Origin of the sequence: Qipengyuania aurantiaca (genome assembly GCF_019711375.1) — a bacterium.
Taxonomy (GTDB): domain Bacteria; phylum Pseudomonadota; class Alphaproteobacteria; order Sphingomonadales; family Sphingomonadaceae; genus Qipengyuania; species Qipengyuania aurantiaca.
In genome coordinates, this window is sequence record NZ_CP081295.1 from 2807042 (window position 1) to 2825489 (window position 18448).

19 protein-coding genes and 2 tRNA genes are annotated in these 18448 nt (G+C 64.5%); 16 read left to right on the top strand and 5 right to left on the bottom strand.

Annotation, left to right across the window (positions count from 1 at the left end; genetic code table 11):
* Window positions 1-51: 51 nt before the first annotated feature.
* Window positions 52-936, bottom strand: coding sequence for a phosphoserine phosphatase SerB (serB, locus tag K3148_RS13705; protein ID WP_221425306.1), 885 nt, complete (start codon window positions 934-936; stop codon window positions 52-54).
* Between serB and miaA the strand changes: the two genes are divergently transcribed.
* The 10 genes from miaA to leuA all read left to right on the top strand — a co-directional run bounded on the left by miaA (window position 929) and on the right by leuA (window position 10380).
* Window positions 929-1882, top strand: coding sequence for a tRNA (adenosine(37)-N6)-dimethylallyltransferase MiaA (miaA, locus tag K3148_RS13710; RefSeq protein ID WP_221425307.1), 954 nt, complete (start codon window positions 929-931; stop codon window positions 1880-1882). The genes serB and miaA overlap by 8 nt on opposite strands.
* Before the next feature lie 95 nt (window positions 1883-1977).
* Window positions 1978-3726 carry a biosynthetic-type acetolactate synthase large subunit gene (gene ilvB / locus K3148_RS13715; RefSeq protein WP_221425308.1) on the top strand — a complete coding sequence of 583 codons (1749 nt, stop codon included), beginning with the start codon at window positions 1978-1980 and terminating at the stop codon, window positions 3724-3726.
* Window positions 3726-4025 (top strand): hypothetical protein, encoded by a 300-nt coding sequence (locus K3148_RS13720; protein WP_221425309.1) that lies wholly within the window; start codon window positions 3726-3728, stop codon window positions 4023-4025. Before ilvB ends, K3148_RS13720 begins: the two co-directional genes overlap by 1 nt.
* Window positions 4022-4537 carry an acetolactate synthase small subunit gene (gene ilvN, locus K3148_RS13725; RefSeq protein ID WP_221425310.1) on the top strand — a complete coding sequence of 172 codons (516 nt, stop codon included), beginning with the start codon at window positions 4022-4024 and terminating at the stop codon, window positions 4535-4537. Before K3148_RS13720 ends, ilvN begins: the two co-directional genes overlap by 4 nt.
* A 26-nt stretch (window positions 4538-4563) precedes the next feature.
* On the top strand, window positions 4564-5598 hold the full coding sequence (ilvC, locus tag K3148_RS13730; RefSeq protein ID WP_221425311.1) for a ketol-acid reductoisomerase: 1035 nt from the start codon (window positions 4564-4566) through the stop codon (window positions 5596-5598).
* A 62-nt stretch (window positions 5599-5660) separates the two neighbouring features.
* The gene (locus K3148_RS13735) at window positions 5661-6092 is read left to right on the top strand and encodes a hypothetical protein (protein ID WP_221425312.1); all 432 of its coding nucleotides are present in this window, start codon (window positions 5661-5663) and stop codon (window positions 6090-6092) included.
* A gap of 58 nt (window positions 6093-6150) precedes the next feature.
* The gene (locus tag K3148_RS13740; protein ID WP_221425313.1) at window positions 6151-6750 is read left to right on the top strand and encodes a DUF6151 family protein; all 600 of its coding nucleotides are present in this window, start codon (window positions 6151-6153) and stop codon (window positions 6748-6750) included.
* 21 nt (window positions 6751-6771) lie between these two features.
* Window positions 6772-7377 carry a DUF4329 domain-containing protein gene (locus K3148_RS13745; protein ID WP_221425314.1) on the top strand — a complete coding sequence of 202 codons (606 nt, stop codon included), beginning with the start codon at window positions 6772-6774 and terminating at the stop codon, window positions 7375-7377.
* Window positions 7374-8522: an alpha-hydroxy acid oxidase gene (locus tag K3148_RS13750; protein ID WP_221425315.1), complete on the top strand. Its 1149-nt coding sequence runs from the start codon at window positions 7374-7376 to the stop codon at window positions 8520-8522. Before K3148_RS13745 ends, K3148_RS13750 begins: the two co-directional genes overlap by 4 nt.
* Before the next feature lie 178 nt (window positions 8523-8700).
* Window positions 8701-10380 carry a 2-isopropylmalate synthase gene (leuA, locus tag K3148_RS13755; protein ID WP_221425316.1) on the top strand — a complete coding sequence of 560 codons (1680 nt, stop codon included), beginning with the start codon at window positions 8701-8703 and terminating at the stop codon, window positions 10378-10380.
* A gap of 3 nt (window positions 10381-10383) precedes the next feature.
* Here the strand turns inward: leuA and K3148_RS13760 are convergent, their stop codons facing one another.
* Window positions 10384-11022, bottom strand: a complete 639-nt coding sequence (locus K3148_RS13760; protein ID WP_221425317.1) for a hypothetical protein — start codon at window positions 11020-11022, stop codon at window positions 10384-10386.
* Window positions 11023-11255: 233 nt separating this feature from the next.
* On the opposite strand from K3148_RS13760, the gene K3148_RS13765 reads away from it, so the two are divergent.
* The 3 genes from K3148_RS13765 (at window position 11256) to K3148_RS13775 (ending at window position 14367) form a co-directional block, all read left to right on the top strand.
* Complete coding sequence (locus K3148_RS13765; protein WP_221425318.1) at window positions 11256-12068, top strand: hypothetical protein; 813 nt, start codon at window positions 11256-11258, stop codon at window positions 12066-12068.
* A gap of 187 nt (window positions 12069-12255) precedes the next feature.
* Window positions 12256-13317, top strand: coding sequence for an amidohydrolase family protein (locus tag K3148_RS13770; RefSeq protein WP_221425319.1), 1062 nt, complete (start codon window positions 12256-12258; stop codon window positions 13315-13317).
* Window positions 13318-13398: 81 nt separating this feature from the next.
* Window positions 13399-14367, top strand: a complete 969-nt coding sequence (locus K3148_RS13775; RefSeq protein ID WP_221425320.1) for an NAD(P)H-dependent flavin oxidoreductase — start codon at window positions 13399-13401, stop codon at window positions 14365-14367.
* Here the strand turns inward: K3148_RS13775 and K3148_RS13780 are convergent.
* The 3 genes from K3148_RS13780 to K3148_RS13790 all read right to left on the bottom strand — a co-directional run bounded on the left by K3148_RS13780 (window position 14364) and on the right by K3148_RS13790 (window position 16297).
* The gene (locus K3148_RS13780; RefSeq protein WP_282099588.1) at window positions 14364-14885 is read right to left on the bottom strand and encodes an AHH domain-containing protein; all 522 of its coding nucleotides are present in this window, start codon (window positions 14883-14885) and stop codon (window positions 14364-14366) included. The two genes, K3148_RS13775 and K3148_RS13780, sit on opposite strands and share 4 nt — an antisense overlap.
* Window positions 14886-14896: 11 nt before the next feature.
* Entirely contained in the window at window positions 14897-15697 is an 801-nt protein-coding gene (locus K3148_RS13785) for a hypothetical protein (protein ID WP_221425321.1), read from the bottom strand.
* Window positions 15698-15811: 114 nt separating this feature from the next.
* The gene (locus K3148_RS13790) at window positions 15812-16297 is read right to left on the bottom strand and encodes a flavodoxin family protein (protein ID WP_221425322.1); all 486 of its coding nucleotides are present in this window, start codon (window positions 16295-16297) and stop codon (window positions 15812-15814) included.
* 82 nt (window positions 16298-16379) lie between these two features.
* On the opposite strand from K3148_RS13790, the gene recJ reads away from it, so the two are divergent.
* From recJ to K3148_RS13805, 3 genes are all read left to right on the top strand, one after another.
* Window positions 16380-18164, top strand: coding sequence for a single-stranded-DNA-specific exonuclease RecJ (gene recJ / locus K3148_RS13795; RefSeq protein ID WP_221425323.1), 1785 nt, complete (start codon window positions 16380-16382; stop codon window positions 18162-18164).
* Between the two features lie 85 nt (window positions 18165-18249).
* A tRNA-Glu gene (locus tag K3148_RS13800) sits at window positions 18250-18324 on the top strand.
* A gap of 49 nt (window positions 18325-18373) precedes the next feature.
* Window positions 18374-18448, top strand: a tRNA-Glu gene (locus tag K3148_RS13805).

Below are 18448 nucleotides of genomic sequence, written 5' to 3' on the forward strand. Positions count from 1 at the left end.
CTACTGACAAAAGTGTCAATATCAGCTTTCGGTTCCGAAACAAAACCGAAGTTAGCCCATCACCCATTCAGTCTCCGGAATGCCGAGCAGTTTCAGCACGCCTGTCAGGTCCTCGCTTACGATCCGCCCGTTGGCCGCATCGCGCGCCTTGGGCTTGGCGCGATAGGCGATGCCGTAATCTGCCGCTTCGATCATCGGGATGTCGTTGGCGCCATCTCCGGTGGCGAGCACACGCGCGCCCTCGCCCAGTTTGCCGCGCTCTTCTTCGAGCGTGGCGAGTTTGGTCGAGGCATCGCTGACCGGCCCGGCCAGCGCGCCCGTCAGTTGGCCGTTGGCCACCGCGAGCCGGTTGCCGACCACGCGTTCGAAACCGAGTTGATCGGCCACGCGATCGGCGAAATGGTGGAAGCCGCCGGTGACGAGGACCGTGCGACAGCCCTTCGACTTCAAAGTCTGCACCAGCGTGCGCGCGCCCGACACCGGGGCGATACGCTCGGCAAGGCAATTGTCGATCGCGCGTTCGCCCAGCCCTTCGAGCAGGCCCACGCGCTCGCGCAGCGCGCTTTCGAACTCGAGCTCGCCGCGCATGGCGCGCTCCGTGATCTCGGCGACCTTGTCCTTGATGCCCGCGAAATCGGCCAGTTCGTCGATGCATTCCTGTCCGATCATCGTCGAATCCATGTCCGACACGAAGAGGTGGGGGATTTCGATCGCGTGATCGGCCACCAGCAGGTCGCTCTCGCCGAAATGCTCGGTCAGGATAGCCGCGACCTGTTTCGCGTCGCCCTGCGGCAGGGAGACTTCGAGCACATCGCTGCAGAAATCGAGCATGGCGGCCGCGGCCACCGGCATACCGGCCTTGCCGAGCGCCTCGCTCGCTGCGTCGAGGCGGGTTTCCACACCCGAAGCCTCTGCTATCAGCCGTGCGATGAGCATCAATACGTCCCCTGAATTGCCACCTGTCGCGCTCATTGCAGGGCCGACCGCCAGCGGCAAGAGCGATCTCGCCGTGCGTCTGGGGCAGCGGCTTGAGGCTCAAGGGAAGAAGGCCGTGGTGCTCAACGCCGACAGTGCGCAGGTCTACGCCGATCTGCGCGTCCTTTCGGCCCGCCCGAGCCAAGAGGACATGGGCGGGATAGAGCACCGCCTGTTCGGCGCCTGGGACGGGGCGACGCCTTGCTCAGCAGCCGACTGGGCCGCGGCGGCGAAACGCGAGATCGCGAGCCTGCATGCAGAAGGCGCGGTACCGATTCTGTGCGGCGGGACGGGCCTCTACATGCGCACGCTGCTTGAAGGCATCGCCCCGGTGCCCGAGATCGATCCCGCTATCCGCGAGCAGGTGCGTGCCTTGTCGCAAGGAGAAGCGCGCGCGGCACTGGAAGCGGAGGACCCGGAGGCCGCCTCCCGCCTTGCGCCCGCCGACGCTTCGCGCACGACGCGGGCGCTGGAAGTCGTGCGCTCGACCGGACGCTCCTTGAAGGAATGGCAGGCGCAAAAGACGGGCGGGATCGGGTCCCAGATCGACCTTCACCCTCTGCTCCTCCTGCCCGCACGTGAGTGGCTTTACGAGCGGTGCGACCGGCGCTTCGTCCTGATGCTCGACGGCGGGGCCATCGGTGAGGTCGAGGCGCTGCTGGCGCGCCAGCTCGATCCCTCGCTTCCGGTCATGCGGGCCATCGGTGTGCCCGAGATCGCAGCCCTCCTCCAAGGCGATCTATCGCGGGATGAATGTATCGTCGCTGGCCAGCGCGCGACACGCCAGTACGCCAAGCGGCAATATACTTGGTTCAGGCACCAGCCGCCGGGATCGTGGCCGCGCGATGATAAGAAAACTATCGATGAATACGACATTCTTGTATCATTGTTGCGCAAAACAAGTTGACAGAACGCTGTTCGTTTCCCATACCGAAGCTCCAGTCGGCCCGGCGCTACGACCCCAGCGCCGGGCCGATTTGTGCCTAGGAATGGAGGAAACCCGTGTCGGAAGAGCGCAGCGGAGCTGCCATATTGATCGAATGCCTCAAGCGACAGGGAGTCGAATTCGTGTTCGGCTATCCCGGTGGTGCGGTGCTGCCGATCTATGACGAACTCTTTGCCGACGACGACATCCGTCATATCCTCGTCCGCCATGAAGCGGGCGCGGCGCATGCGGCGGAAGGCTATGCCCGCTCTACCGGCAAGCCCGGCGTGGTGCTCGTCACTTCCGGCCCCGGGGCCACCAATGCGGTAACCGGAATTGCCGATGCCTATATGGATTCGATCCCCATGGTGGTGATCACCGGCCAGGTGCCGACCGCCCTGATCGGGACCGACGCGTTCCAGGAAGCGGATACGGTCGGCCTCACCCGCCACTGCACCAAGCACAATTACCTCGTGAAAGACCCCGAGCGACTGCGCGCCACTATCGAGGAAGCCTTCCGCATCGCTACCACGGGACGGCCCGGCCCGGTCGTCGTGGACATCCCCAAGGACGTGCAGATCGCGCTCGCCAGCTGGAGCGAGCAGGACGAAGCCCCCCTGCCCTCGCACCGCTATCAGCCGCGCATGGTGGGCGCGGCGGACGAGATTGCCGAGGCGGTTGAGGTGCTCGCCGCTGCGGAACGTCCCGTGTTCTACACCGGTGGCGGCGTGATCAATGCAGGCCCTCGCGCCTCCGAACTCTTGCGCAAGCTCCAGCACGCAACCGGCGCGCCGGTGACCAGCACGCTGATGGGTCTCGGGGCGTTTCCGGCCGATCATCCTGACTGGCTCGGCATGCTGGGCATGCACGGCACCTACGAAGCCAACATGGCAATGAACCGCGCCGACCTGATCGTGGCCGTGGGCGCGCGCTTCGACGACCGTGTGACGGGCAGGCTCGACGCCTTCGCGCCCGAGGCCAAGAAAATCCACATCGACATCGACCGCGCGCAGATAAACAAGATTGTCCCCGTCGACCTCGGTATAGTGGGCGACTGCGGTCATGTGCTCGACCAGCTTCTCGAAGGCTGGGGCAGCCGCAAGGGCCGTGATCTTTCCGAATGGAAGGCGCGCATCCTCGGCTGGAAGGCGCGCGACTGTCTCGCCTATCCCGAGAAGTCCGAGCAGATCATGCCGCAGAAGAGCATTGAACGCCTCTTCGCGCTGACCAAGGACCGCGATCCCATCATCACCACCGAAGTCGGCCAGCACCAGATGTGGGCGGCGCAGTATTTCGGCTTCATGGGCCCGAACAAGTGGCTCACCAGCGGCGGTCTCGGTACGATGGGCTACGGCCTGCCCGCAGCCATCGGCGCGCAGCTGGGTAATCCGGGCAGCCTCGTCATCGACATTGCGGGCGAGGCGAGCATCCAGATGAACATCCAAGAGCTTGGCACGGCGAGCCAGTTCCGCCTGCCGGTGAAGGTGTTCATCCTCAACAACGAATATATGGGCATGGTCCGCCAGTGGCAGGAACTTACCTATGAAAGCCGCTATTCGAACAGCTATTCGGACAGCCTCCCCGACTTCGTGAAGCTGGCCGAGGCATACGGCTGGAAAGGCATCCGCATCGAGGACGAAAGCCAGCTCGATGCAGGCATCGAGGCGATGCTCGCGCATGACGGGCCGGTCATCGTTGATTGCCAGGTGGCCAAGGAAGCGAACTGCTTCCCGATGATCCCCAGCGGCGCGGCGCATACCGACATGCTGCTCTACGGCGACCAGGTCGGCGGCACGATGGACGACGAAGCGAAGGCACTCGTATAATGGTTATTTCCAAGGAACTCCCCGCGGCGCTCGCCGCCAAGGCGCAGCGCCGCAACTGGTACACGCGCGAGAATGCGGAGCTGCTGCTCGATTGGATTGAAGAAACCGGCCAGCGCTTCCTCGGCGTCGATGTGGCGCAGGAGCAGAAAGACGGCAGTTGGTTGCTCATCGACGAGGGGCTGGACCTCTCGCGCCAGACCGAGAATTTCGAAGCCGTGCGCCGCGGCCGCCAGTTCATTGGCGAGTATGACGGCGCTGGCCGCATGTTCGCGCCCGTGTGGCAGGACCGCGGTGCATGAAAATCGCCGAGCAATCCTCCGAGCGGCACGTGCTCAATGTCATCGTCGACAACGAGGCGGGTATCCTTGCGAAGATATCCGGCCTTTTCACCGCGCGCGGCTACAATATCGATAGCCTGACCGTGGCGGACATTTCCGAGGACCACGCGATCAGCCGCATCACCGTGGTGACGCGCGGACCCGAGCCGGTCATCGACCAGATCCGCGCCCAGCTCGAACGGCTGGTGCCTGTGCATCGGGTCATCGACCTCACCGAAAGCGGCGCGCATGTCGAGCGCGAGCTGGCGCTGGTGAAGGTGGCCGGAAAAGGGGACGCGCGCGTCGAGGCGCTGCGCATTGCCGAATTGTTCCGCGCCAATGTCGTCGACACCACCACCGAAAGCTTCGTGTTCGAGCTCACCGGCTCGCCCGACAAGGTGGATAGTTTCATCGCCCTGATGCGCGAACTCGGCCTCGTCGAGGTCGGTCGCTCGGGGATCGTAGGAATGATGCGCGGCCCTTCTGCCGAGTAGGGGCGCAAACTAGAACGAGGAATCCAATGCAAGTCTATTACGATGCCGATTGCGACCAGCAGCTGATCAAGGACAAGAAAGTCGCGATCGTCGGCTATGGCAGCCAGGGCCACGCACACGCCCAGAACCTGCGCGACAGCGGGGTCGGCGAGGTCGTCATCGCGCTGCGCGAAGGTTCGGCCACGGCGAAGAAAGCCGAAGGCGCTGGCTTCACCGTGAAGACAGTGTCCGAGGCCGCCGAATGGGCGGACGTGCTGATGATCCTCGCACCCGACGAGCATCAGGCGGCGATCTACGCCAATGAAGTCGCGGGCAAGATGCGCCCCGGCACTGCGCTCGCCTTCGCCCACGGTCTCAACATCCACTTCGGCCTGATCGACCCGCCCGCCGATGTCGATGTCATCATGATTGCGCCCAAGGGTCCGGGTCACACCGTTCGCGGCGAATATATTAAGGGCGGCGGCGTGCCCTGCCTCATCGCGGTCCATCAGGAGTCGAACCAGTCGGGCGGCAACGGCTTCGCCAAGCAGCTCGCGCTTTCCTACGCCAGCGCCGTCGGAGGCGGCCGTTCGGGCATCATCGAAACCGATTTCAAGGAAGAGTGCGAAACCGACCTCTTCGGCGAACAGGCGGTGCTGTGCGGCGGTATCACCCACCTCATCCAGGCCGGGTTCGAAACGCTGGTCGAAGCCGGATACGCGCCCGAAATGGCCTATTTCGAATGCCTCCACGAAACCAAGCTGATCGTCGACCTGCTCTACGAAGGCGGCATCGCCAACATGCGCTATTCGATCTCGAACACCGCGGAATACGGTGACATCAAGACCGGTCCGCGCATCATCACCGAAGAGACCAAGGCGGAAATGGGCCGCGTGCTCAAGGACATCCAGTCGGGCCGCTTCGTGAAGGACTTCGTGCTCGACAACCAGGCGGGCCAGCCCGAACTCAAGGCCAGCCGCAAGGCCGCCGCCGCGCATCCGATCGAAAAGACCGGCGCGCAGCTCCGCGCGATGATGCCGTGGATCGGTGCCAACAAGCTGGTCGACAAGGACAAGAATTAAACTGCCGTTCAGCCAAGGGGATGAAAGCTCGAAGTATTGAACGCGACAGGGGAGGGACTTCGATGACTTTCATTCTCGCGGCCAGGACCGCATTTCTATCGGGCAGCGCCCTGATCCTTTGCGCCTGCACCGAAACCACGCCGCCCGACGACGCGCAGCCGATGCCGGGCGAAACGCCGGTCGCCGACAGCACTGCGGAAGAGCCGAAGGTTAGTTGGCAGGCTCCCGACAGCTGCCCCCCTTGGGCATCCGACGATCGCCCGGAAGGCAGCAATTGCCATGGCATCCTGCCGGAAACTTGCGGAGCGGATCGCGCCGCGGCCTATGTCGGCAGGCTCGGCACCCCGGCCGTGCGCGCGGAACTGGAGGAGGTTGCGGTGCGCGAATTGCGTTGGCTCCCGCCCGAGACCGCTTATACCGAAGATCTTTCAAACGGGCGCCTCAACATCATCCTCGATGAAAATAACGTCATCACGAAGGTGGACTGTTACTAACGAACGAGTAAAGAACACGCGCTTTTGTTAGCGTATTAGGGCTGAGGGGAGACAGCGGGTGTCGGAAACATTGAAACTGTCCTGCGCTTGCGGAGAGGTGAAGGCCAGCGTTGAAAAGGCGACGAAGGACGAAGGTGACTTCGTTTACTGCCATTGCGAGGATTGCCAATCCGTACCCAAGTACCTCGGCAAAGAGAATCGCATTCTCGAGGCCAATGGGGGTACGGCCCTGTACCAGTCGCGCTGCGCCCGCCTTTCCTTCCAGCACGGCAAGGACAAGCTCGCCGGTCTTCACATGACCGACAAGCCGACGCTGCGCTGGTACGCCAGCTGCTGCAACACGCCGATGTTCAACACATACGCCAACGGCAAGCTGCCCTACACCACCGTGCTGTTGGCCAACGCCGATGCGGAAGGACGCGCGGCTCTGGGCGAGCCGATGGGGCATCTCCACCTCGCCGATGCGCCGGGAGATACGACCGGCCTTCAGCCGCTGTCGATGAATGCGCTCCTGCGCAGCTTCTTCAAGCGGCTGGTGAAAGACATCTTTTCCGGTGACCGTCGGCGCAATCCGTTGTTCGATCCCAAGACGCTGGAGCCGATCAGCGAACCGCACCGTCTGACGGAAACCGAACGGCAGGCCTTGCAAAGCGCGTAGGCAGCCGCTTTCACTCATTCCATGAGAATTTCCGCCGCGCACCCTGCCGTCTATGCCCTGTGCGCGGTGGCTTTTGCTGCCATCGTCTACGCGCAGCTGACCCGCGAGCGCGCGCCGGCCCGCGAACGGGTGGTGAGCACCAGCGCCCTTACCGATTACGCCCGCGCAACGCTCGCCGAAATCCAGCCGCGCTCGATTGCCAACAACCAGGAATATTGCGGCGTCATTTTCGAAGACGAGGAGGGCAATCTCCAGACCTCGAAAATCTATGCCGGCGAACGGGCGGCCTGCGCGCTCGATTGGGGTGTACCGCTGGGCTATCACGTGGTGGCGAGCTTCCATTCGCATGGCGGCTTCGACACGCAATACGCCTCGGAAATTCCCTCCAGCCTCGATCTTGCGACCGATATCGACGCGCGGATCGATGGCTTCGTCGGCACGCCGGGCGGGCGCATCTGGCACAACCGCTGGCAGGATGAGGCGACCGAACTGGCCTGCGGCGAGGCCTGCCTGCCGGTCGACCCGCGCTACGAGGCCTTCAAGCGCAGCAGCGGCCAGCGCTTCAACATCGCCCGGCGCTATTCGATGGACGAGCTCAACAGCCTGTTCGGGGTCGAAGGCGCGTGAGGCTCTCCGATTGCCATAACATCGACGATTTCCGCCGCCTCGCGAAGAAGCAGCTGCCCTGGCCGGTGTTCGACTATATCGACGGCGCGGCGGACGACGAGCTGACCAAGGCGCGCAACACCTCCGCCTTCGAAGAGGTCGACCTCGTCCCCGACGTGCTCGCCGGGGTGGAGCGGATCGACACCAGTTGCACCATCATGGGCTGCCGCAGCGAACTGCCGCTCATGCTCAGCCCCACCGCGCTCCAGCGGGCTTTCCACCGCGATGGCGAGCGGGCGGTGGCGAAGGCGGCGGAAAACTTCGGCGTGTGGTTTGGCATATCCAGCCTCGCCACCCATTCGATCGAGGAAATCGCCGCCCTCACCAGCGCGCCCAAGCTGTTCCAGCTCTATGTCCATAAGGACAAGGGGCTCAACGCCAGCATGATCGAGCGTTGCAAGGCCGCCGATTTCGATGCGCTGGCGCTGACTGTGGACACCATCGTATCCGGCAAGCGCGAACGCTGCCTGCGCTCGGGCTTCACCACCCCGCCCCGTTTTTCCGCATCCTCGCTGTGGAGCTACGCCACGCGGCCGCGTTGGACGCTGGATTATGTCTTCGGGCCGAAGTTCCGCCTGCCCAATCTCGACGGCTATGTCAGCGAGGGCAGCGGCAAGGCGGTCAGCATCCAGGAATACTTCAACACCATGCTCGACACCGGCATGGATTGGGACACCGCCGCGCGCATCCGTCAGGACTGGGGCGGGACCCTCGCATTGAAGGGCGTGATGAGCGTTGCCGATGCGCGCCGCGCGGTGGAGATCGGTGCCGACGCGATCTGGATTTCCAACCATGGCGGCCGCCAACTCGACGGCAGCCGCGCGCCTTTCGACCAGCTCAAGGAGATCGTCGATGCGGTCGGCGGCGAAATCGAGATCATCCTCGACGGCGGTGTGCGGCGCGGCACGCATGTCATGAAAAGCCTCGCCATGGGGGCGACGGCGGCCTCGGGCGGACGGCTATACCTCTACGCGCTCGCCGCGGCGGGACAGGAGGGCGTCGAGCGCGCCCTCACCATCCTCAAGGAGGAGATCGAGCGCGCGATGCGGCTCATGGGCGTCACTTCGGTGCAACAATTGAACCGCGAACGGCTGCGCTTTCGATAAATTCGCAAAGCAGAGCTTGAAAACGCGGCAAGATTGCGCAATGCAGCATGGCATGACCCGTCTCGGACTAATCCTGCGACTTACCCGCCCTTGGGCGTGATATTGGCGTGCCAGCTAGGTGCGCCGCGCACCCAAGGGACCCGCCACCAGCCGCAGTAACCGACACGAGTACCTCCCGATGCCCATGCTCAGCGACCCGAGCGTCAAATATTCGCCCTTCCCGCAGGTCCCCCTGACCGACCGGCAATGGCCCACGCGCACCATCACCGCCCCGCCCCGCTGGCTCAGCACCGACCTGCGCGACGGCAACCAGGCGATCGTCGACCCGATGGACGCGCACAAGAAGAACCGCTTCTTCGACCTGCTGGTGGAAGTCGGCGTGAAGGAAATCGAGGTCGGCTTCCCCAGCGCGGGCGCGACCGAGTTCGATTTCATCTCGGGCCTCGTGAAATCCGGCCGCATCCCCGACGACGTGATCGTGCAGGTCCTGACGCAGAGCCGCGAGGATCTGATCCGCACCAGCTTCGCCAGCCTCACCGGCGCGCGCGCGGCCATCGTCCATCTCTACAACGCCGTCAGCCCCGCCTGGCGCGAGGTGGTTTTCGGCATGACGAAGGACCAGGTGCGCGACATCGCGGTGCACGGCGCCAAGGTCATGCGCGACGAAGCGGGCAAGCAGCCCGGCACCGACTGGCACTTTCAGTACAGCCCGGAAACCTTCTCGACCGCCGAACTCGATTTCAGCCTCGAGGTTTGCGAGGCGGTGATGGAGGTCCTCGCCCCCACGCCCGAACACCCGATCATCCTCAACCTGCCCGCCACGGTGGAGGCGGCCACACCCAATATCTACGCCGACCAGGTCGAGTATTTCATCCGCAACCTGCCCAAGCGCGAGAGCGCGGTGATCAGCCTCCACACCCACAACGATCGCGGCACGGGCGTGGCGGCAGCAGAGCTGGCGCTGATGGCGGGCGCGGACCGCGTCGAGGGCTGCCTGTTCGGCAATGGCGAGCGCACCGGCAATTGCTGCCTCGTGACCATGGCCTTGAATATGTACACGCAGGGCGTCGACCCGAAGCTCGACTTCTCCGACATCGACCGCGTCATCGAGACGGTCGAGTATTGCAACGAACTGCCCGTCCACCAGCGCCACCCCTATGGCGGCGAGCTGGTCTACACGGCGTTCTCCGGCAGTCACCAGGATGCCATCAAAAAGGGCTTTGCCGCCAACGAACTGCAGAACGATCCCCATTGGCGCGTCCCCTACCTGCCCATCGACCCCGCCGATCTCGGCCGCAGCTACGAGGCGGTGATCCGCGTCAATTCGCAATCCGGCAAGGGGGGTTTCGCCTGGGTGCTCGAGCAGGACCAGGGCCTCAAGCTGCCCAAGAAAATGCAGGCCGATTTCTCTCCCCATGTTCAGCGAATGGCGGACGAACTTGGCCGCGAATTGGGCGCGCCCGACATATGGGAGGCGTTCAAGTCCGCCTACCACGTCCAAACCGAGAAGAAGCACTTCCAGCTCGTCGATTACGAAGAGCGCCGCGCGACGGACGGCACGCGCCTATTAAGCGGCACGATCGCGGTGCAGGGCCAGGAACAGAGCGTTTCAGGCCGCGGCAACGGCCTGATCTCCAGCGTCCTTTCGACGATTGAGGAAAGCTTCGGCCTTGCGCTGGAAATCGTCGATTACACCGAACACGCGCTGACCACGGGCCGCGATTCCCGCGCGGCCGCCTATCTCGAGTGCCGCACGCCGGACGGGCGCACCATCTGGGGCGTCGGCATCGACGAAGACGTCGCCACAGCCAGCGTCCGCGCCGTGCTAAGCGCGGCCAATTCGGCGGTTAGCGGCTGAACCTCAGCGACAAGGGACGAACTGGACCGGTTCGGGTTCGGACCATTTGAGGCTACCGTCGGTTTTCACCTGGATGTGACCGCCCTTCGATTTGCGCTGCTCGACCACCACGCACAGGCTGTCGCGATGGAGATAATACATCTCCCACTGCCATTCGGGCAGCGGAATGTCGGTGTTGCCGCCGACATCGAAGGGATCGATTTCCACCGAATAGCGGTCGAAGCCAAAGCTGCGGCGCGACGGCGTGCTGAAATATTCGACCGGATAAGCCGCCTGCTCCCACTTCGCGTCGGAAAAGTCGAAATGGACATGCTCGACCGCGCGCCACAGCATCATGTTGCTCCAGGCGCCGATAAACAGCGGAAAGCCGATCAGCATGCCGAGCGTGATGCGAATGCCCCGCATGCCGGGCTTGGTCAGCCAGAGATAGCCGCCGATCAGCAGCCCCAGGGCCGCGCCGGTTACGCTGGCATAGAAGCTGGCACCATCGGGCAGCGGGGTGATCATGCTGGTCCCGGCCGCCAGCGCGTCGAGCGTCAGGACCCCCAGCAGGATCGACACGCCGATGACCGCAAGGCGCATCTTGCGCGACAGGCTTTCACCGACTTCTTCGTACTCGTCGTAATCTTCGTCGGCTTCCACATGCGCCGTCCAGCGTCGCGCTGGCGCAGGATTTGCGAAACCCCCCAGCGAACCTCGGCCCGTATCCAACTCTGCGCCCTTGCGTCCGAATGTCATGACGAATCCCCCTAAACCGCAGATCCGATACCAAACAGGCGTTTACGATTTCTGACCTCTCGAAAGGCAATTCCCTTTTCTGGACTGGCGCCAAAGAAGCTTTGTCAATTCGTTGCTTTTGCGTTAACCGTGATCATATGGGCGATACTGGGGGACCCGCGCACGCTTACGTGGTGAAGGCAGAGGAACTGCCTGCGCTGTACTATCTGGACGACGCGCATCCGCGGCCCGACAGTCTCGAATGGATAAACCGCGGGACCGACCAGAAGCTGCGGCGCACCACGGTGGAAATGCTGCTGCGCACGCTCTTCGCCAAGGTGCAGACACCCAGTGTCCAGAAGCTCCATGATTCCGCCGGACTGCGCGCCAGCTTCAAGAGCGAGCGCGAGCGGGAGCGTTTCTCGAAAGCCTTCCTCCGCGCACGCGATGAAATGGCGCGCGACAGGCAGCACCTCGTCACCGCGATCTTCGACCAGCCCGAAGCCGCTACGCGCGCCGTGACGCTGCTGACGGTCGAAGGGGTGAGCGAGGACTCAATTTCAATGCTGTGGCGAGCAAGCGAATATCTCGAAGAAAAATACCAGCGCCAAAAGGGGTACAGCCCCGGCAGCGTGGCAGGCGCAATTACCGGAGCCGGTGTCGCAGGCGCCGTGCTCGGCGTGGGCGTCCTGATGATCCCCGGGCTCGGACCCGTTGCCGTGGCCGGGGCCTTGGCGAGTTCCTCGATCGCCCCCGTCGCGGCGGTCAGCTCCGTCATCGGCGCAACCGGCGGAGCGATTGCCAAGATGCTCACCGACCACGATGTCGACGGGGTTTCCGCCACTCTTTACGAACGCGAGATCAAGCGCGGCCGGATCTTCCTTTCGGTCAACACCGAGGTCGAGGAACTCGACTCTGCCGAGATCCGCCGCCTACTGGTTTCGCAAGGCGGATACATGCCGGGCGAGTGATCGGCTGCGCCGTTCAGCCAAGCCCCCTTTCCTACATTCACGCCATGCGCCAGACGGTGCTTATGGCCGCGCTCCCTCTCTCCTCAGCCCACGCATTCCTGCGGGTTTCACGCGGCCACTGGATTTTCTTACCGTACCGTGCTCCATGCGCTCCAAGCTGTAGGAATGGCCTGAGAGGAGCCGCGACATGAGCGAAGAGATCATCGATCCCGACCTGCCGATCATCGATCCGCACCACCACCTCTGGGACCTGCGCCCACTGGTCCCCGCCTTCCCCGAACCGCGCCACGACTTCATCGAAGCGATTGCAGGCGCGGCCTACTACACTTTCGACGAGCTCCAGCAGGACACGCGCGGCGGGCTGGAAGGTGGCCACAACATCGTCGGCACGGTCTTCATGGAATGCGGCGCCTTCTACGACGCAGGCCGCGACGACGCGATGAAGAGCGTGGGCGAAGTCGAGTTCGTGAACGGCGTCACCGCGCAAGGGGCCAGCGGCCTCTATGGCGATTACCGCCCTTGCGCCGGGATCGTCGGCCATGCGGACCTGACCTTGGGCGATGCGGTAAAGCCGGTGATCGAGGCGCTCATCGCGGCGGGCAACGGGCGGTTTCGGGGTATCCGTCACGCCGCCGCCTGGGATGCCGATCCCGAAGTGCTCGGCCCTCCCTTCCACGCGCCCGAGGGCCTCTACCTCTCCGACGCGTTTCGCGAAGGGTTCGCGGCCTATGCAGGCTACGGCCTCACCTTCGACGCCTGGTTGCTGGAGCCGCAGCTTGGCGACGTGCTGGACCTGGCACGCGCCTTTCCCGGCCAGACCATCGTGCTCGACCATTGCGGCACGCCGCTCAACATCGCCTGCTATCGCGGCAAGCTTCACGAGAACTTCGACCGCTGGCGCCAGTCGATCCACGCGCTGGCCGAATGCCCGAATGTGCAGGTCAAGCTCGGCGGGCTGGCGATGGCGTTCTGCGGCCTGCCCGAAGACGGCCCGATGAAGGGCCATACTTCCGAGCATCTCGCCGGGCTCTGGCGGCCCTATATCGAAACCTGCATCCATGCCTTCGGGCCTGGGCGGTGCATGTTCGAATCCAACTATCCGGTCGACCGCTGGGGCGCGAGCTACGAGGTCTTGTGGAACGCCTTCAAGCGCCTCTCCCACAGCCATTCCGAAGACGAGCGGCGCGCGCTTTTCGCCGGCACGGCGGCGAAGACCTACGGCATCGAGCACGTCCTTCCCACGAGTTGACGTTTACGTAACGTCACTCTCGACAAGCCGCGCGCATGGCCATACGCCCTGCGCCGACATCACATAAGGAGCTAGCCCCGCATGACCCTGCCCGCCCCCTTCGACAAGCTGCGTATCCCTGTCATCGGTTCGCCGCTCTTCATCGTTTCCGGGCCGGAACTGGTCATCGCGCAGTGTAAGGCCGGCATAGTCGGCAGCTTCCCGGCGCTCAACGCGCGTCCGCAAAGCGAGCTGGACGAGTGGCTCCACCGGATCACCGAGGAACTGGCCGCGCACAATCGCGACAATCCGGATCGCCCCGCGGCCCCCTTCGCGGTCAACCAGATCGTCCACCGTTCGAACGACCGGATCGAGGCGGACATGGCGACCTGCGCCAAGTGGCAGGTGCCGCTTGTCATCACCTCGCTCGGCGCGCGTGAGGAAATCTTCAACGCCGTGCGAGGCTGGGGCGGAATCACCATGCACGATGTGATCAACAACCGTTTCGCGAGGAAGGCGATCGAGAAGGGTGCGGACGGGCTCATCCCCGTGGCAGCCGGTGCGGGCGGCCATGCCGGCACGCTCAGCCCCTTCGCGCTGATGCAGGAAATCCGCGAATGGTTCGACGGGCTGGTCGCGCTCTCCGGCTCGATCGCGCATGGCCGCTCGATCCTCGCCGCGCAGGCGCTGGGCGCGGACTTCGCCTATATCGGCTCGCCCTGGATCGCGACCGAGGAAGCCAACGCGGTCGATGGCTACAAGCAGGGTATTGTCGAAGGCAGCGCCGACGGGATCGTTTATTCCAACCTCTTCACCGGCGTGCACGGCAACTATTTGCGCTCGAGCATCGAGAACGCCGGGCTCGATCCCGACGACCTCCCCACCAGCGACCCTTCGAAGATGAACTTCGGCAGCGGCGGCAACACCAAGGCCAAGGCCTGGAAGGACATCTGGGGTTCGGGCCAGGGCATCGGCACGGTCAAATCAGTCGGGCCTGTCGAGGATATGGTCGCGCGGCTGGAAGCGGAATACATCGCAGCCAAGGAAGCGCTCGCGGCGCGCACCGCTTAGGCGGCCGCCGCCCACAGCGCTTCGGCCATCGCGTCGAGCTCGCGAAAATCGGGCTGGCGCGACGAGGGATCGCGGCGGTTGAGCATGATCGGGCGGGACTGGTCGAAGAGGCGACGCCTCAGCGCGCCTTGCAGCAGTCCCAGCTGCATCAGCGCCTGGCCGCCCGCTTTTTGGGGATCGCAGCGACGATAGACCGCCCATGCGCTTTCGATCCGGCCTACGCGGTCGATCACCATGCCGTTATAGTCGCGATGCGGCCCGCGATGGAGTGGGAGGAGCGTGCGCCACACCGCCTCCTCGCGCGCGGGGAGCAGGACGCCGTTGGCGCGGAAATCGTCGAAGCCCATCGCCTCGACTCCCAGGGCTTCGAACATGGTCGCGAAGCAACGGCGCGAGAGAAGCTGGCGGGGCAGGAGGTGGTGCCGCTGCAGGCCCGGATCATACCCCGGTGTCCCGCGCCGATTGACGCTGCGAAACGGCAGCCTGCCGCGCGCCTTGTGTTCGATTGCGACCCCCACCGAGCGACCGTCTACATACGGGATACCTCTAGGACGGTGCCACTTTGCGAAGGCGTCAGCACAAAGGCGCTCCCATCCTCCAGCGCCAGCTGCCGGACATCCTGCACTGCCCCTTCCCCGGTCAGCCTGTGCGCCAGCCGAGCTAGGAGTTTTGCTGCCGCGATCCGGTCGTCCGAAAGCGTTGCATCGAGCAACACTTCCTGTCCGATGAGATAGTCCAGCCCCCGGCTCTGTACCCGGTTATCCTCCGCGCTTTCCGTCGCGACCAGATTGAGCGCAGGAAACGGTCCGCCCGAAAGCCAGCCTCTGACGCCGGCCAGAAACATCGAAGCGGGTGTGACCAGCCGTGCCGGACCCCAGCACACAGCCTCTACCCTGCCCAGTTTCTCCACCAGATCGCACGCCAGTTGCAGCCACGCGCGCACGATCGGGAGGCTGCTGGCATCATCAGCGATGTGCGGTCCGGGGACGAGCGCAAGCGCCTCGCCGGAATGCGGGTCGAACCCGGAATCGAAACCAATCGCCTGAGCGTCCTGCGGCAGGTTCATATAGGGTCCGGGCGCCATTCCGAGCAGGTCGAAACTAAGCCCGGCCAACAGAAATTCCAGCCAGTCGTGGTCCGCAAACTCGCGATGCGACGACGCCGCGCTGTCCGGCGAGCCTTTTGCGCGCGGATCGTGGATCACGCTGGCCAGCGGGATCTGCTCCATTGCGGCGATCACCGCGCCTCTATCCGGCCGTTGCTTCGGCTCGAAAAGCAGAAACAGCGCAGCCGTGGAGGCGTTCGGCCCAGCGCCGTCAGTGTGCCGCAAAGGCGCCAAGCCTATTTCCCCCGTTTCAATCCCTGCTGCGATTCTTGCCTGTTTCCAGCACCCTCGTCGAGTCTGGAATTGGGTGTTACCTCCGATCCGGCGCAATCTCGCCAGTCAGAAGATACCTTCCGCAATCCCCTGACCCAAGGCAGCGCCCATGTCGCGTGCTTCGTCCAAGTCATCCTGCGCTATCGCCTTGGGCGCGAGGATCTCCGCCTCCGTCTGTGCGCCCGTGTCGACGATCTTGCGCTCGGCAACGCGCTTCAACCGCCAGCCCTTGGCAATCCGGTCGATCTGCTTTTGCGCCCATTCGCCATCGGTGCCCGCCGCGATGATCGTAGCATAAGCGCGACCATTGATCTTGGAGAGCACCGGGTAATAGCAGCGGTCGAACATCTCCTTCATCTCGCCGCTCATGCTGGCGAGGTTTTCGGGACAAACGAAAAGGAAGCCGTCGGCCGCGACGAGATGCCGAGGCTGGACTTCGGCTGCGCGCATGATCCGCGCGTGGTTGCCAGCACCCTCAAAGGCCGCCTCGGCCAGCGCCTCGCAGCTTCCCGTGCGGCTGTGCCAAATGATCAGGAGATGTCGGTCGGCCATGCCCTCGTGGTCTATGCCGCTCCTGTCGATTGTCAACGCAAGCGCCTTGCTCCGGCTCGTGTGGTGGCGGTATTGGCCGAGCATGGCTTCCACCGCCCTTCCCCATATCTTCGGCGTCTCGAACTCGCTCACCGGCCGCGCCTGGCGCTGGCGTGGCGGCAACATGGATCTCGGCCAGGGGCATTTCGGTGATGCCGATGCGATCGTCCGGCAAATCTTGCTGGCGCGCGGCGTGGCGCAGGACGATCTGCAGCGCCACCTTTCGCCAACCCTGCGCGATTTCCTGCCCGACCCGTCCGAATTCAACGACATGGAGACCGCCGCCGACCGTATCGCGCAGGCGGTGCTGTCGAACGAGCGGATCACGATCTACGGCGATTACGATGTCGACGGGGCGACCAGTTCGGCGCTGCTCATCCGCCTGCTGCGCGATCTCGGCGTGGAGGCCGAATACTACATCCCCGACCGCTTGCTCGAAGGCTACGGCCCATCGGGTGAAGCTCTGGTCAAGCTCGCCGAAGCGGGTTCCAGCCTGATCGTGACCGTCGATTGCGGCGCGATGGCGCATGAGGCGCTGGCGATGGCGAGCGATGCGGGCGTCGACGTGATCGTGGTCGACCACCATAAGTGCTCGCCCGAACTGCCGCGCGCTGCTGCGCTGGTGAACCCGAACAGGCTCGACGAAAACGACCTTGCCGCGGCGCATGGGCATCTGGCCGCCGTAGGGGTTGCCTTCCTTCTCGCCATCGCACTCGTGCGGACGCTGCGCGCGCAAGGGTTCTTCGCGGAGCGCAAGGAGCCGGACCTCTTCGCCCTGCTCGACGTGGTGGCGCTCGGCACGGTGGCCGATGTCGCGGCTCTTCACGGTCTCAACCGCGCTTTCGTGGCGCAGGGTCTCAAGGTCATGGGGCGGCGCGACAATATCGGCATGGCGGCGTTGATCGACGCCAGCCGCCTCAAACGCGCACCGGCCTGCTCCGATCTCGGCTTTGCGCTCGGGCCGCGCATCAACGCCGGTGGCCGGGTGGGCGAATCGACGCTGGGCGTAAGGCTGCTGACCACGCAGGACGCCGAGGAAGCGCAGCAGATCGCCGCGCAGCTCTCCGCCCTCAACGAGGAGCGCCGCGCGATCGAAGCCGAAGTGCAGCAGGCCGCTGAAGAGCAGCTTGCCGCCCAGCACAACCGTGCCATCCATGTGGTCGCAGCGCGCGGATGGCATCCGGGCGTGATCGGCATCGTCGCCGGGCGGATCAAGGAAAAGAGCGGCAAGCCCTCGCTCGTCATCGCGCTCGACGAGAATGGCGAAGGAAAAGGTTCGGGCCGCTCAATCCCCGGCGTGGACCTCGGCGCAGCGATCATCCGGGCACGCGAGGAAGGCTTGCTGGTCAAGGGCGGCGGGCACGCCATGGCCGCCGGGCTTACGGTGGCGGAAGACAAGCTCGAAGCCTTTTCCGACTGGCTCGACGCGCATCTCGAAGGTCCCGTCTCGCGTGCGGGCGAGAATCGCGAGATGCTGCTTGACCTTGCCGTGGCGCCGGGCGGCCTTACGCCCGACCTCGTGGAAGCGCTCGATCGCGGCGGTCCCTATGGCGTCGGCTGGCCCGGCCCGCGCGTTGCGGTCGGCCCGGTACGGCTGGTCAAATGCGATATCGTCGGCACCGACCATGTGCGCCTGATCGCCAGCGGCGAGGACGGGCGCAGCTTCAAGGGAATCGCCTTCCGTGCCGCCGAAAGCGACATGGGCCAGGCCCTGCTCCACGGGTCGCGCGGACGCCGGCTGTGGCTCGCAGGCCGGGTCAAGATCGACGACTGGGGCAGCCGTCCGCAGGCCGAATTGCATCTTGAAGACGCCGCCTTTGCAGATTGATCGCGTTCTCGCCCATTTCAGGGTTGACGCTGCGAACGCTCCCGCCTAATTGCGCCGCCACGCCACCGACCCCGCTGGGGACCGTGGCCCGTTCGTCTAGCGGTTAGGACGCGGCCCTTTCACGGCTGAAACACGGGTTCGATTCCCGTACGGGTCACCATCGGTGGCGTTATTGCATTTGCAATTCGCACACAGTGCCACTTTCATGTGGCCCGTTCGTCTAGCGGTTAGGACGCGGCCCTTTCACGGCTGAAACACGGGTTCGATTCCCGTACGGGTCACCA